This is a genomic window from Nitrosomonas aestuarii (assembly GCF_003046585.1).
Lineage (GTDB): Bacteria > Pseudomonadota > Gammaproteobacteria > Burkholderiales > Nitrosomonadaceae > Nitrosomonas > Nitrosomonas aestuarii.
The window spans coordinates 17849-33277 of sequence record NZ_QAAE01000006.1 but is presented as its reverse complement, the minus strand read 5'-3'; the positions used below and the strand labels follow the sequence as shown (position 1 = coordinate 33277).

7 protein-coding genes are annotated in these 15429 nt (G+C 49.4%); 6 read left to right on the top strand and 1 reads right to left on the bottom strand.

What is annotated here, in order from left to right; all coding sequences use genetic code 11:
* The first annotated feature begins 191 nt into the window (after window positions 1–191).
* Together C8R11_RS06760 and C8R11_RS06755 are read left to right on the top strand one after the other, a co-directional pair.
* Entirely contained in the window at window positions 192–3494 is a 3303-nt protein-coding gene (locus C8R11_RS06760; protein ID WP_244907583.1) for a M20/M25/M40 family metallo-hydrolase, read from the top strand.
* Window positions 3495–3869: 375 nt separating this feature from the next.
* Window positions 3870–5636, top strand: coding sequence for a tetratricopeptide repeat protein (locus C8R11_RS06755; RefSeq protein ID WP_107795050.1), 1767 nt, complete (start codon window positions 3870–3872; stop codon window positions 5634–5636).
* An 86-nt stretch (window positions 5637–5722) separates the two neighbouring features.
* Here the strand turns inward: C8R11_RS06755 and C8R11_RS06750 are convergent, their stop codons facing one another.
* A complete protein-coding gene (locus tag C8R11_RS06750; RefSeq protein ID WP_107795049.1) occupies window positions 5723–7258 on the bottom strand; it encodes an NAD(P)H-hydrate dehydratase in 1536 nt (511 codons plus the stop codon).
* A gap of 97 nt (window positions 7259–7355) precedes the next feature.
* On the opposite strand from C8R11_RS06750, the gene purL reads away from it, so the two are divergent.
* The 4 genes from purL (at window position 7356) to C8R11_RS06730 (ending at window position 15406) form a co-directional block, all read left to right on the top strand.
* Window positions 7356–11396, top strand: a complete 4041-nt coding sequence (gene purL, locus C8R11_RS06745; protein ID WP_107795048.1) for a phosphoribosylformylglycinamidine synthase — start codon at window positions 7356–7358, stop codon at window positions 11394–11396.
* Window positions 11397–11410: 14 nt separating this feature from the next.
* Window positions 11411–12673 (top strand): ChaN family lipoprotein, encoded by a 1263-nt coding sequence (locus C8R11_RS06740; RefSeq protein WP_244907582.1) that lies wholly within the window; start codon window positions 11411–11413, stop codon window positions 12671–12673.
* Window positions 12674–12730: 57 nt separating this feature from the next.
* Window positions 12731–14758, top strand: a complete 2028-nt coding sequence (locus tag C8R11_RS06735; protein WP_107795047.1) for a M1 family metallopeptidase — start codon at window positions 12731–12733, stop codon at window positions 14756–14758.
* Window positions 14759–14872: 114 nt separating this feature from the next.
* Complete coding sequence (locus tag C8R11_RS06730) at window positions 14873–15406, top strand: hypothetical protein (RefSeq protein ID WP_090696945.1); 534 nt, start codon at window positions 14873–14875, stop codon at window positions 15404–15406.
* Window positions 15407–15429: the final 23 nt, after the last annotated feature.

Genomic DNA, 15429 nt, shown 5'->3' with positions numbered 1-15429 from the left:
CTGTACCCTATCACAATTCATAACGCTCGATGATGCCACGCAGCGGTTATCTCTGATTTGAATAACGCCTCGCATACCTTTGAAAAATGAATGCACGACATACAAAAACAAAACTGATAACTATTTTTATTTTCACTTGCCTATTTTACAGTCTGTCTGTACTTGGCAGCAACGAAATATTCCATCACCAGATGGAAGTATCCATATCACCAGAGAATTCAGGAATCAAGGTTAAAGATCAGATTCGCATACCCGTGCGCTATTTGAATGAGGATGCCACAGCCGAGTTGCATTTCAGCCTGCATGCGCATTTGACCATCGATACGGTGGAAGGCGGTCGTGTATCAATTGCACAGACAGGGCGGCTCAGGGGTGCGCCTGTTCCTTTGAAACACTATACATTGATGCCGGACGTGCAGGCTCAATCGGTTACGTTGCATTACAGCGGTACTATCAATCACGCGGTGCAGGGGGCAGGGCAGGAATATGCGCGCAGCTTCAGTTATTCGCCGGGTGTGATTTCATCCGAGGGTGTTTTTCTGGCCAATTCGAGTGCCTGGTATCCGCAGTTTGCTGAACCAATGGTGTCGTTTCGCATGCATGTCCGCATGCCTGCTGGCTGGGACGCAGTCAGCCAAGGCGAACTGATCAGCACACAAGGGGATGCGTCGGGCAACGTAATTGTCTGGGAGGAATCCAATCCACAGGATGATATTTATCTGGTTGCAGGCCGCTACCATCGCTACGTGCAATCAACCGGTGCGGTTAAAGCGTTCGTCTACCTGCGTGAAGACGATGCGACGCTGGCGCAGAAGTATCTTGATACCACTGCGCAGTATATTGGTATGTATAACAAGCTGATCGGGCCTTATCCATATTCCAAGTTCGCGCTGATCGAGAACTTCTGGGAAACCGGTTACGGCATGCCTTCGTTTACCTTGCTAGGTCCGAAAGTCATTCGCTTTCCGTTTATTCTGCATTCTTCGTATCCGCATGAGATTTTGCATAACTACTGGGGCAACGGTGTGTTTGTCGATTATGGCAAAGGCAACTGGGCGGAGGGGCTGACGGCGTATCTGGCCGATCATCTGGTCAACGAACAAAGAGGAAAGGGCGAAGAATACCGACGTGATGTATTACAGAAATATGTCGACTTTGTCGGCAAGGAAAAAGATTTTCCGATTGCGCGTTTTGTTTCACGCCACAGTTCCAGTTCGGAAGCGGTGGGTTACGGTAAGACCATGATGTTTTTTCACATGTTGCGCCAGGAAGTGGGTGATGCGGATTTTGTTCGTGCACTGAGTCGATTCTACAGACAGTTCAAATTTAAACAGGCTGGTTTTGACGATCTGCAGGCAATATTTAACCAGATCACCGAACGTGATTTTTCCAGTTTCTTTGCGCAATGGGTGCAACGTACCGGTGCGCCTGATTTAGTTCTGCAGGCAGCAACCGCTGAAAAAACACCGCAGGGCTATCAACTTAAAGCTGTGCTCAAACAGGCGCAGGACAGCGCTGTGTATCAATTGCAGGTGCCGGTCGCTGTGCATCTGCAGGGTGAGGCGCAGGCGCATCAGACACAAGTCACAATGACCGGACGTACGCACACGATTGTATTAGACCTTAAAGCGCGCCCAGTGCGCGTGGAAATTGATCCGCAATTCGATATTTTCCGGCGACTGGACAGCCGCGAAATACCATCGGCTTTATCGCAGGGATTTGGTGCGGAAAAACCCCTGCTGATCCTGCCTGCAGCAGGTGATGGAGACATGCTGCAGGCCTATGAGCAGCTTGTCGAAAACTGGCAAAGAACGCAACCGGGCCAGTTTGAAGTGAAAAGGGATAATCAGTTGAATGATTTGCCAGTGAATCGTACGGTCTGGATCCTGGGCTGGCAGAACCGGTTTGCCGCAACTGTTGTGGAAGCATCGTCGGAGCATGGCGCGGCGTTTGAGCAGCAACGATTAATGCTGAATGATCAAATATTTGCAGGCGATGTGCATTCCATCGTATTGACCGCAAGACAACCGGTTAATCCAGATGAGACGCTGTTGTGGGTTGCGGGACACAGTCCGCAGGCAATTAGGGAGCTGACCCGAAAGCTGCCGCATTATCGCAAATACAGTTATCTGGCGTTTCAGAATGAAGAACTGGTGAATATCCACAAAGGGCAATGGCCAGTTACCCAATCGCCCTTATCGCAGATTGTGCGACTGGAGGGTGAACAGGATAGCGGGTCGTTCGATGCATCGTATGCCGGTTCACTGAAACAACGTGAGGCATTGGCGCAATTACCCCCCGTATTTTCTGAAAGCCGCATGATGGCTGATATCGCGCATCTGGCCAGTGAAGCATTCAAAGGGCGTGAGTTGGGCAGTACGGAACTGAATGAAGCGGCAGACTATATTGCGAAGCAATTTGAGCAGGCCGGTCTGCAGCCTGGAGGTGATGACGGCGGCTATTTTCAGACCTGGCAGCAGGATGTAGGCCCACCCAAGGGCAATATTACGTTGCGCAATGTGGTCGGCATTTTGCCCGGAAACAATCCGCAACTGGCAGCTGAAAGTCTGGTAGTCGGCGCGCATTATGATCATCTGGGCATGGGTTGGCCGGATGTGCGTACGGGTAATCAGGGGAAAATTCATTACGGTGCGGATGATAATGCCAGCGGTGTGGCGGTTATGCTGGAACTGGCACGGCAGGTGGCGTCAAAATGGCAACCTGAGCGCAGCATTGTTTTTGTTGCTTTTACCGGTGAAGAATCCGGTTTGCTCGGATCAAGATACTATATCAGAAACGAAAAAAACTATCCTGCAGGAGAAATAACCGCCATGCTTAATCTGGATACCGTAGGTCGTTTGGGTGAAAATCCTGTTACGTTACTGGGTGCCGGCAGCGCCCGTGAATTTGTGCATGTGTTTCGCGGGGCGGGGTTTGTGACAGGGATCCCGGTTAATGCCGTACAGGATGATTTCGGTTCCAGCGATCAGGCAGCTTTCATCGAGGCTGGTATTCCGGCAGTACAGTTTTTCGCCAGCGCACATGAAGATTATCATGCGCCCGGTGATACCATCGATAAAATCGATGCCGCTGGTCTTGTCAAGGTGGCGGCCATTCTCAAGGAGGCTGCCGAGTATCTTGCCAGTCGCAAGGAGCCGCTGACCGTGACGTTGCAATCAGGCAGCGCGCAGGCTGTATCCACGCAACCCGGCAGCAATCAGAAAAACAGACGCCGTGCTCGTCTAGGCACTGTGCCCGATTTTGCCTATCGGGGTGCGGGCGTGCGTGTTGATAGCGTTATACCCGATTCGGCTGCGCAACACGCGCAGCTAGAAACAGGCGATATTTTGCTCCGGCTCGCTGGCAAGCCGATCAGTGATCTGGCGTCTTATTCTGATGTCCTGAAAACGCTTGAGGGAAAACAGAAAGTTGAACTGCATTATCAACGCGCAGGGCAAATGCATCGGATTGAGGTAATATTGGGTACGCGATAACGGGCGTTCTTGATTGCATCAGTCATTGGTGAACTTTAATAAAATAATAGTGTTCTCATTGGTTGAAATATATATTAACGGGCTGATATGCGGTTTTTGCTTCATTATGCAGGTATGATATGGTTTCATCTATATAATTGATATGACTGATTTGTTGTTCCGTTTTTTAGTGTGTCTGGTTTGATATAACTAAAACGAGAAAATAATTTGTTTCGCTTTATAAGTGTATAAAAGTAAAATAGAGTCAATAAAAACCAGAAGGCATCAATGATTACATCATCGGGCCTTTCATCAGCCTGCTAATAGGAAATAGCTAACTATCTATTCATATACATTGGCTTTATTATTTGTTTGACTTTTATCTCTGGATTTTTCATGAAACCTAAAATTCTTGCGCTTCTATTGACATTCGGCCTTACCGCATGTGTACAGTTTCCCATTCAAGAAGGTGGTGACAAATCAGAAAAATCCATCGAATCTTCGAAAATAGATGAATCCAGGGAAGTCGTTGATAAAGGCGATGACGAAGAAATAGATACGTCCAGGTTGCCGAAACAGGCATTGACGGCGCCTATATTATTTGATTTTTTATTGGGTGAGACGGCGTTGCAGCGCGGCAATCTTGATATTGCTGTCAGCCGTTATCTCAAATTGGCTGAGACGACACGTGATCCGCGTATCGCCAAGCGTGCCAGTGAAGTTGCTTTGCATGCACGTCATCCTTTTGCTGCGGAAAGGGCAGCTTCTTTGTGGGTTGAGCTTGATCCGGATTCGCTCGATGCACGTCAGACACTGGCTGCAATGCTGGTCAATCTCGGTAAACTCGATGCAGCTTTTCCGCATCTGGAAAAATTACTGGCTTCCGACGAGGAAAATGTCGGTAATGCATTCATGCAACTGAATCAATTGTTATCACGCAATTCCAGCAAAGCGGAAACATTGCGATTGATACAGAAACTGGCGGTGCCGTACCCCAAATTTCCCGAGGTGCATTTTGCGATATCCCAGGCTGCCTGGTTCTCTGGAGAATATGACACTGCGCTTGCCGAAATGGAACAGGCGCTGACCCTGCGTCCGGGTTGGGATGTTGCTGCTGTGCAGAACGGAAGAATGCTACAGCGTCGGTCTAATTCGGATGCGATGCATTTTTATCGTGATTATCTAACAAAATATCCTGAAACGAATGAGGTGCGTATTGTCTATACCAGGCTCCTGGTTGAATTGAATGAAAAGGATTCCGCGCGCGAGCAACTGCAGATTTTGTTCGATAATAATCAGGAAGATGCTGAAATAATGGTGGCGATAGGCCTGATTTCAACTGAATTGTATGATTTTGACATGACTGAGCGTAGTTTGAAAAAAGCGCTTGCATTAGGGTATCAGGATGCCAGCGCAATTCATTTTCATCTGGCCCGGGTTTATGAAGAAATGCAACAGACAGACCTGGCAATGGAATCTTATCGCCAGGTACAAAGAGGCGGGCGTTATCTGCCGGCTCAGATTCGCTACGCCGACTTGCTTGCACAAAAAGGGCAGCTGGGTGATGCGCGCTTGCATATTCAGCAGTTACCGGCTGTAGACGATCAGCAGACTGCACATCTTATTCTGGCGGAGGCGCAGATTCTGCGACGGGCCGGGTCACATCAGGAAGTATTCAGGATTCTCGATAAGGGACTGGAAAAACTCCCAGACTACCCCGAGCTGCTATATGATCGTGCACTGGCTGCGGATAAGATCGGTAAATTCGAAATTCTTGAGACGGATTTGCTAAAATTAATCGAACTTAAACCGGATAATGCGCATGCATACAACGCATTGGGCTATAGTTATGCAGAGCGTGGCAAGCGTTTGCCAGAAGCACTGAGACTGATTAAAAAAGCGGTCGAGCTTTCTCCGGATGATCCATATATCATGGATAGTCTGGGCTGGGTTTATTACCGTATGGGCAATATCACCGATGGCTTGAATTATTTGAGCCGTGCATTTTCAATCAGTCAGGACTCTGAAATTGCGGCACATCTGGGCGAGGTACTCTGGGTTCAGGGTGCGCACAAAGATGCTGAAGATGTCTGGCGATCCGCGCTGGAAAAAGATCCGAACAACGAAATACTGCTGGAAACGATTAAACGCTTGAAGCAGTAATATAGAAGACAGCTTTTTAACAGCAATCTGTTTTTCAACAGTGGATGGCTGTTATTTATAAAATTGGTTGTAAAATGAGCGCGCCTCTAGGTGTTACGCGTCTCATTTTTTTGATAGACCCACTTGTTCAATAGTAACCGCGCAGCCGTAATTATTTCCGAAGCCGTCATGCCCACCGGACCATTATTTTGTTCAAGCAATGCATCTGCTGCCGCGCCATGCAGATAAACAGCGAGTAGTAGTGCATCGTTCGGCTTTTGTCCTTGCGCAATCAGTGCGCCAATAATACCGGCAAGGACATCACCTGTACCGGCGCTGCTTAGTCCGGGGTTGCCGCTGGTGTTAAAAAAGCATGTGCCGTCTGCAAGCGTGCAAATGCTGCCGGAACCTTTTAGTAACACAGTACAGTTCAAATTTCTGGATAAACAGATTGCGGCATCCATGCGGTTGCGCTGAACGGTCGCCACATCCGTGTCCAGAAGGCGTGCTGCTTCTGCAGGATGTGGCGTGAGGACGGCAGGCGCTTCGCGGTGTTTCAGTTTTCTGGCCAGCTCGCTGTGAAAGGCGATATGATTGAGCGCATCAGCATCCAGAACCAGTGGTAAGTCACTTTCAAGCGTTTTTTCCACCCAAGCATAAGTTGTTTCGTTCATACTCATGCCAGGTCCCACCACCAGGCAGTTGATGGTGCTCAATTCAAATAATTCAGACGGTGTGCGCAGCATGAGTTCGGGGTGCAGCAGGTCGAAATCCGGTGCGGACGTTGCAAGTATGCCCAGATAAACGCGCCCTGTACCAAGATAACACGCAGCTCTGCCTGCCAGTATGGTTGCGCCAACCATGCCGTTGTTGCCGCCCAGAATGCCGATGCTGCCGAAGCTGCCTTTGTGACTGTTGGCGGTTCGTGAGGCGGGTAACAGTATTTCAGCCAGTTTTCGGTTGATTACCCACGCATGGGGAGATGATATCGCTACCGAATCAAGGTCAAGATCGCACACAATGTGTTCGCCACAATATTGCGGGCCATACTGGGTCAGGATGCCGGGTTTGAGACCAATAAAGGTAACGGTAACACTGGCGTCGATGGCTGCGCCGTAAATGCCGCCATCATCACTGCCGAGTCCGGAAGGTATGTCCAGTGCCAGAACAGGTGTTCGCATGGCATTCACGGTGTTAATCCAGTCCAGGTATTGGCCTGTCAGCGGGCGATTCGGATTCAGGCCAATGCCGAATAAGCCGTCTATGATCAAGTCCCAGTTTTGAACACCTGAACTATCCGGCATGTCCGGTTGAATTTCTCCCTGATTATTCAGCCAGGCCTGTCTGGCCTTTTTGGCATCCTGCGGCAGCCGTTCGGGGTCAGCGCAAAAAACGACTGTTACCGTATGACCCCATTGTTTCAGATAACGTGCGGTGACAAATGCGTCGCCGCCATTGTTGCCGGGGCCAGCCAGTACCAGAACACGCAAGGTCTTGTTTACGGAAAATTTATCCCTGGCAGCTTCCGCAGCGGCGCACCCTGCTTTTTCCATCAAATCGGGTGGATTGGGCATGGAAAACGCAGCTTGTTCAATTGCTCGGATTTCTTCGGTTAAAAAAACGGGGTCAATTGTATGTTTCATGTTATTTATGTGCTGTACTGTAGCGTGTGATGCGGTATTAATGTAAAGGATTGTTTCTCGTGTAAAATGTCACTTTTAATCATGGTAACTTTTCCCGATGCTTCGATTTTGTGGTGGCAACGCCCTTTCTTCTTTCAGACTTGAGAAACTGACGAACAAACTAAATACACTTGATTTGCAAGTTTCTCATATTTATGCTGAATATTGGTATTTCTGTGCAGTCAGCCGTATATTGACTGAAAACGAAATCATGTTGCTCGAGCAATTGTTGAATAGCTGCATGTCGCAGAATCATCCTGCGCCAGGACAGGCATGTTATCTTGTGATTCCCCGCCCCGGTACGATTTCGCCATGGTCGAGCAAGGCAACCGATATCTCGCATCATTGCGGACTGGAAGCCGTTGAGCGTATCGAACGCGGTATTGCCTATCATGTACAGACCGATCTGACAATCACTCCAGAACAACAGCAATCACTGCAGGCTTTACTGTATGACCGCATGACCGAATCTGTTTTACAGTCTTTTGACGATGCCGAGCGGTTATTCCGGCATGTTGCGCCGCAGCCATTAAGAATCGTTGATATCCAGACGGATAGCATGAAAGCGCTGCAAAACGCCAATATAGAAATGGGTTTGGCTTTATCACCCGACGAAATCGAATATCTTGCGCATTATTTTACCGAGGCTGAGCGCAACCCGACGGATGTAGAGCTCATGATGTTTGCCCAGGCTAATTCTGAACACTGCCGCCACAAAATTTTTAATGCAGACTGGGTGATCGATGGCCAGCCGCAGGGTCAATCGTTATTTGCCATGATCCGCAATACACACCGGAAAAACCCGCAAGGCACACTGGTCGCCTATACGGATAATGCGAGCATTATTGAAGGCGCAGAAATTGCGCGTTTTTATCCGGGGAAGAATAATTTATACACATATCGACAGGAACAAACGCATCTGCTGATGAAAGTGGAAACCCACAATCATCCAACGGCAATTTCTCCTTTTCCAGGGGCGGCAACTGGCGTCGGCGGTGAGATACGCGATGAAGGCGCAACCGGGCGTGGTGCCAAACCCAAGGCGGGATTGACTGGATTTTCGGTTTCAAATTTGAATATTTCAGGCTTTATGCAGCCGTGGGAATATCACTATTCTGATCAAAAAAGTATTTATGGCAAGCCTGCGCGTATTGCTTCTGCATTGCAGATTATGCTCGACGGGCCCATTGGCGGCGCGGCCTTTAATAACGAATTCGGGCGTCCGAATCTGGCCGGCTATTTCCGTACTTTTGAAGAAAATATCGCCGGTGAAATGCGTGGTTATCACAAGCCCATTATGCTTGCGGGCGGCGTCGGGCAAATTTCGGCAAAACATATCCATAAAGAGAAATTTGCTCCCGGGGCATTGTTGGTACAACTTGGTGGCCCTGGCATGTTGATTGGCCTGGGTGGCGGTGCCGCTTCCAGCATGGATACCGGCGTGAATATGGAGGCGCTTGACTTTGATTCGGTGCAGCGTGGTAATCCGGAAATGCAGCGCCGCGCACAGGAAGTGATTGATCGTTGCTGGCAAATGGAACGTAAAGGAGAAGAAAATCCCATTCTATTTATTCATGATGTCGGCGCTGGCGGGCTGTCCAATGCCTTTCCTGAACTGGTGCATGATTCAGGACGCGGTGGACAATTTAATCTGCGTGCCGTGCCTTCCGAAGAATCATCGATGTCGCCGATGCAGATCTGGAGCAACGAGGCGCAGGAACGCTATGTGCTGGCCATACGGCCGGAGTTGTTAGTCCTGTTCCAGGAAATCTGCGAACGCGAACGCTGCCCGTTTGCAGTAGTCGGCGAGGCGACGGAGGAGGAACGGCTCGTTGTTACCGATGAATATAGCGCAGCCACACAAGCATCTATAACGCCGCCAGTCGATATGGCACTGTCAGCGCTACTCGGCAAACCACCCAAAATGACACGTCAGGTCACACGTCGAATTCAACTGCTGCCTGCGTTAAATATTCCTGAATGGGATTTGAAGGAAGCAGCGTATCGTGTGTTACGCCTGCCGACGGTGGCGGATAAAACCTTTCTCATCAGTATTGGTGATCGCAGTGTTGGCGGCATGACGGCGCGAGACCAGATGGTCGGCCCCTGGCAGATACCGGTTGCTGATGTAGCCGTCACCATGATGGGTTATCAGACATATTTCGGCGAAGCGTTCGCTATCGGAGAGCGTACGCCGCTGGCGTTGATTAACCCGGTTGCCGCTGCGCGGATGGCAGTTGGCGAAGCGGTTACCAATATCGCCGCTGCACCCATTCAGCAGATCGGTGACATCAAGCTATCCGCCAACTGGATGGCAGCGGCTGGACATCATGGAGAAGACGCCGGATTGTTTGACGCTGTTTATGCCGTCGGCATGGAGCTGTGTCCACAATTGGGTATCAGCATTCCGGTGGGTAAGGACTCCATGTCGATGAAAACAACCTGGCAGGAAGTGGACGATCAAACCGGCGATGAAAGCGCCAAAGAAATCACTGCACCCTTATCGCTCATTATTTCAGCTTTTTCCAGAGTCGGCGATGTGCGGCGCATTTTGACGCCGCAGCTGCGCACCGATTGTGGTGAAACGACGTTGGTTCTGATTGATTTGGGGTGCGGAAAAAACCGTTTGGGTGGATCAGCTTTGGCGCAGGTTCATAAACAGATCGGCAATGAGGCACCTGATATTGATGCGCAACCGGGTGCAGAAAAACTTAAGGCATTTTTTACCTGCATTCAGCAGTTGAATGCTGCCGATGCGATACTGGCCTATCATGACCGCTCGGACGGTGGTTTATTTGCCACGTTGTGTGAAATGATGTTTGCCGGGCATGTCGGTGTCACCGTCAACCTTGATCAGCTTTGTTTTGATCCGCTCGCCAGCGATATTGATGGTGCAGAGCTGCAATCCGAGCATCTGAGCGGCCGTTTTCTGGAACGTCTGTTTGCTGTGTTGTTTAATGAGGAACTGGGTGCAGTAATACAAGTTTCTACCAAAAAACGTGCATTCGTCATGAATACATTCGCCGAGGCCGGGTTGCGGGACATGAGCTTTATTATCGGTCATCTCAATGCAAATGATGAATTGCGTTTGCTGCGCAACAACAAGCCTGTCATGGCTGAAAAGCGCATTGACCTGCAACGGGCTTGGTCGGAAACCACCTACCATATGCAAACGCTGCGCGACAATCCGGCTTGCGCACAGCAGGAATATGATCGCATCCTGGATGACAATAATCCAGGTTTGCATGTGGCGCTTAGCTTTGATTCCGAAGAAAATGTTGCCGCGCCGTTTGTCCGTGCTCGCGTCAGACCTAAAATGGCTATATTGCGCGAACAGGGTGTCAACGGCCATGTGGAAATGGCGGCCGCATTTGATCGTGCAGGATTTGCTACAACTGATGTGCATATGAGTGACATCATTGCCGGCAAAGTATCGCTCAAAAACTTTAAGGGATTGGCCGCTTGCGGCGGCTTTTCCTATGGTGATGTGCTGGGTGCCGGTGAAGGATGGGCGAAATCCATTTTGTTTAACCCGCGCGCGCGCGATGCGTTTGAATCATTTTTTCAGCGCACTGACACTTTTGCGCTCGGTGTCTGTAACGGTTGCCAGATGATGAGTAATTTGCGCGCAATCATCCCTGGCGCTGAGAGTTGGCCACGTTTTGTACGCAATTATTCGGAACAATTTGAAGCCCGCTTTGTCATGGTAGAAGTACAGCAAAGTTCATCGATACTTTTTGAAGGCATGGCCGGCAGCCGCATGCCAATTACCGTTGCACATGGCGAAGGTCGTGTGGACTTTGCCAATCGTGGCTTGGCAGATAGCGAAGCGTTGGTTACCATGCGGTATGTCGATAACCGCGGAGAAGCCACAGAAACATATCCCGGCAATCCCAATGGCTCGCCGGGCGGTATCACCGGTATGACAACGCCGGATGGTCGGTTTAATATACTTATGCCCCATCCGGAACGTGTTTTCCGTATTGCACAGCATTCATGGTATCCGCACGAATCGGGTGATTCGGCCCGGCGCACGCGTACACGCGAGGATGCACCCTGGATACGTCTCTTTAGAAATGCCCGGAAATGGGTGGGATAATGATCATAAAAGCGATGAAAAACGATATAAATATACTGAAAAAAGGCTTGGTTACGCTGGGTTTGTTGATAATATTTTTTGGCTGGAAAATGACTGTTGCGCAGGCCGGTGCTGCCGAAACCGGGGTCAAGCCTGCACATAAGCCCGTACAGTCAAACTGTGTACCGCTGGGCAGTTGGATTATTCCCGGCGTAGGCCAAGCAACATATGCGGACGTTATTGACCGTGCAATCAGCAATTCGGTAGTGTTGCTGGGTGAGACGCATGTCAATGCCGATCATCACCGCTGGCAATTACAGATGCTTGCAGCGATGCATGCCGCACGTCCTGATATGGTGATCGGTTTTGAAATGTTTCCGCGTCGCGTGCAGCCCATACTGGACCAATGGGTTGCAGGTGAACTGAGTGAAAAGGAATTTCTCACTGCGTCGGAATGGGACAAGGTCTGGAATACCGACCCAGATCTGTATCTGCCATTGTTTCATTTCGCGCGTATGAATCATATCCCGATCGTAGCATTGAATATTGAGCAGCGGCTGCGCCGTATGGTATCTGAAAAAGGTTTTCATGGCGTTCCGGTTGAAGAACGTGAAGGCGTGACGCGCCCGGCTGAACCCAGTCAGGCTTATCTGGATTTTCTTTTGCCGATTTACAAACAGCATGACCGCAAGGACAAAAATGATGGTGAAGTCGGTTATGACGATCCGGATTTCAAGCGTTTTTATGCCGGCCAGCAATTATGGGATCGCGCTATGGCGCAAATACTGCATCAGGTGTTGAACGATGAAAAACGTGCAGGCGATGCTGAAAAACCGCTGGTTGTCGGCATTATGGGTTCAGGTCATGTGGTGCATGGTTATGGCGTGCCGCATCAGTTAAATGATCTGGGTGTGAAGGAGGTTGCATCAATATTACCGTGGGATATCAATAAATCCTGCAGCCAGCTTGTCGCCAGCGTGGCCGATGCAGTTTTTGGCGTGTTGCCGCATGTTTCTGATTCATTAAGTGCCCCACAGCATCAACGGTTGGGCATCCGTTTTGAAATGGCGCGCGGCGGCGCTCTGGTACTGCAGGTGGAAAAAGGCAGTATCGCCGAGGCTTCAGGTCTGCAGGATGCGGATGTCATTCTTGAAATGGCCGGTTTGATGCTTGAGACGACCGATGATGTTATAAATATTGTTAAACGGCATGCGCCGGGTACCTGGTTGCCGCTCAAAGTGAAGCGTAAAAACCGGGAAATGGAAATCATCGCCAGATTTCCGGCATTGAAAAGTTAGCAGGCTGCTGAAAAACGGAAAGCTTGATTTCGGATTGGTTTATTTTTTGGGATTAAGATGAAGCGAAAAACGATTAAATTTTGCCTGTATTATTTTTTATTCTGTATTGCTAGCACTGCAACGGCTTATTCTTTGCCGGACAGTGCCATTGATTATGACATTGAAGTGCGCATCAATCCGACAACCCGCGCACTGGAAGGGCGCAGCGTCATTACCTTCAATAGAACGCGTGAACAGACGCTGATACTGGGTGCGCAATTTGAGGTTACACAGGCGCGCATAAATGGTCAGCCATTTGACCCAGAGACGGATCAGTCGCATATGTGGCAGATACCTGTTGCCATGTTGCGGCCGCATCAAGTCGAAATTCACTGGCGCGGTGAATTGCATCCACTTGATGAGACGCTGGATCACGAACAGACACTGAACAGGCCCATTGCTGTCAGCGCTGTCAGTGGAGAAATGGGCACGTACCTGCCGAATGCATCCTACTGGTATCCGCGCGTAATGCATGGGTTGGTACATTATAGCGTTCAGATTGAGTTGCCGTCCGGTCAACGGGGACTGGTGGCGGGTCGTTTAGTGGAGGAAGAGGAGACAGACTCAGGTTATCGAGCCCGTTTTGAATTCACGCATCCGGCTGAGGGCATTGATCTGATGGCCGGGCCTTATGAGATTGCAACGGACAGTGTTACCGGCATCAAAGGCGAACCGATTCAGTTACGCACCTATTTTCATCCACAGATCAGTCAGCTTGCCGATGACTATCTTGAATCGGTGAAACGCTATTTCAAGCTGTACGAATCGTGGATAGGCGCTTATCCGTTCACAGAATTCAGCATCGTATCCAGTCCTACGCCGACTGGGTTCGGTATGCCGACACTGACTTATCTGGGCATTAATGTGCTGCAACTGCCGTTTATACGCGATACCTCGTTGGGTCATGAGGTGTTGCATAACTGGTGGGGCAATGCGGTTTATCCCGATTATCAGAGCGGTAACTGGTCGGAAGGCCTGACGACATTCATGGCAGACTACACATATAAGGAACTGGAGAGCGATGACGCCGCACGCGAGATGCGACTGAGCTGGCTGCGCGACTTCGCTGCGCTGGAACCTGGACAGGATTCACCGCTGGCCGCATTCACTTCACGCACACATGGTGCATCCAAAATTGTCGGTTACAATAAATCAGCCATGTTGTTTTTTATGCTGCGCGATTTGATCGGTGAAGAAATGTTTAACCGCTCGCTTAAAGGCTTATGGGCCATGCAGCGCTTCAAAGTTACTGCATGGCCGCACCTGCAGAAAGCTTTTGAAATGATTTCGGCGCAGAATCTGCAACCATTTTTTGATCAGTGGTTGAATCGTACCGGCGCGCCGAACCTGACTATTACTGATGTCAGGCAGGAACAGGCTGATACCGGTTATCGCCTGAATATAACACTGACACAAGACGAGCCGTCCTATCAATTGCGCGTTCCGGTCGCCGTACAAACAGCTACAGGGGAAGAAACCCATATCCTTGACCTGCAACAATCCGGGCAAAGCTTTGTGCTGGACATCAACGGCAAAGCGCAATCCGTCGTGCTTGATCCGGATGTGCGCCTGTTCCGTCAACTCGCACCTGATGAAGCACCGCCCATACTGCGCGAAGTCATGGTCAATCCCACTACCGTAACCATTTTATTACCGGATACTGATGCAACACAACAGATCGCAGCAACATTGGCGGAAAAATTGCAGCGTCGCGCACCCCGAATCATAGCTGCCAATCAACCACTCCCCGCGACACCCACACTGATAATCGGCCTGCAACATGAAGTCGATGCCTGGCTGTCAGCCAAAGACCTGCCGTCCAGACCGGAAACAGTGAATGACAAAGGCAGCGCACAAGCCTGGACGTTGACAAGTCCCGATGGCGGTTCGCTCGCTATCGTATCCGCACAGGACGCCGCTTCACTTGAGGCCATCATCCGCCCGTTGCCACATTACGGACGCCAGAGTTATATCGTTTTTAATGGCCGGCAGGCGGTGGATAGAGGAGTCTGGCCGATTAAGGTGCAACGGGTGGCGGTTGAGTAATTTGTGCCAGCTTGATTCAGCCTATTCAAGCTTAACTAAATATATTTTTGACTAAATTATTTTATGATATTTTGAAAATTTTTCTGGTTATGTGAGTGATGGAAATTTAATAAAGTGGGAATATCAATATTTCTTAGTTATCCAAAACCCTTTACAAGGAATCAGGAAGATTTTGTGTTGTCCTTGAGCGAACATTTAAAGTCTAGAGGCTATGATCCTCGAACACTCGGAGTAACTGATTATGATGTGGACGCACCTCTAAAAGCAATTCGACGATTAATGCTCGAGTCAAATGGCATCATAACAATTGCTTTTAGACGAGCATTAATTATTCAGGGTAATGTGAAGCCCGAAACTGATAATACCTACGCGATTGATAACAGCTGGCTAACGAGTGCATGGAGCCATATAGAGCCTGCAATGGCATTTCAAATTGGAATCCCTGTTCTGATTATCAGAGAGAAGGGAGTCATTGAAGACGGTATTCTTGAAAAAGGTGTTTTGGGAACGTACATGCCAGAATTTGATTTAAAAAATTCATACAAGGAATATTTACAATCAAGCGAGTGGAATCAGCTTATAAGAAAGTGGGAGAATCAAGTAGGTAAAGTAGTTGAGACCAAAGGAAACCCACCGAAATTATACTAAGTTGAGCTATTTATAAAAGCGCC

Coding starts and splice junctions, on each gene's coding strand:
- C8R11_RS06760 (WP_244907583.1), top strand. CDS start 192: ATGGAAGTATCCATATCACCAGAGAATTCAGGAATCAAGGTTAAAGAT.
- C8R11_RS06755 (WP_107795050.1), top strand. CDS start 3,870: ATGAAACCTAAAATTCTTGCGCTTCTATTGACATTCGGCCTTACCGCA.
- C8R11_RS06750 (WP_107795049.1), bottom strand. CDS start 7,258: ATGAAACATACAATTGACCCCGTTTTTTTAACCGAAGAAATCCGAGCA.
- purL (WP_107795048.1), top strand. CDS start 7,356: ATGCTTCGATTTTGTGGTGGCAACGCCCTTTCTTCTTTCAGACTTGAG.
- C8R11_RS06740 (WP_244907582.1), top strand. CDS start 11,411: ATGAAAAACGATATAAATATACTGAAAAAAGGCTTGGTTACGCTGGGT.
- C8R11_RS06735 (WP_107795047.1), top strand. CDS start 12,731: ATGAAGCGAAAAACGATTAAATTTTGCCTGTATTATTTTTTATTCTGT.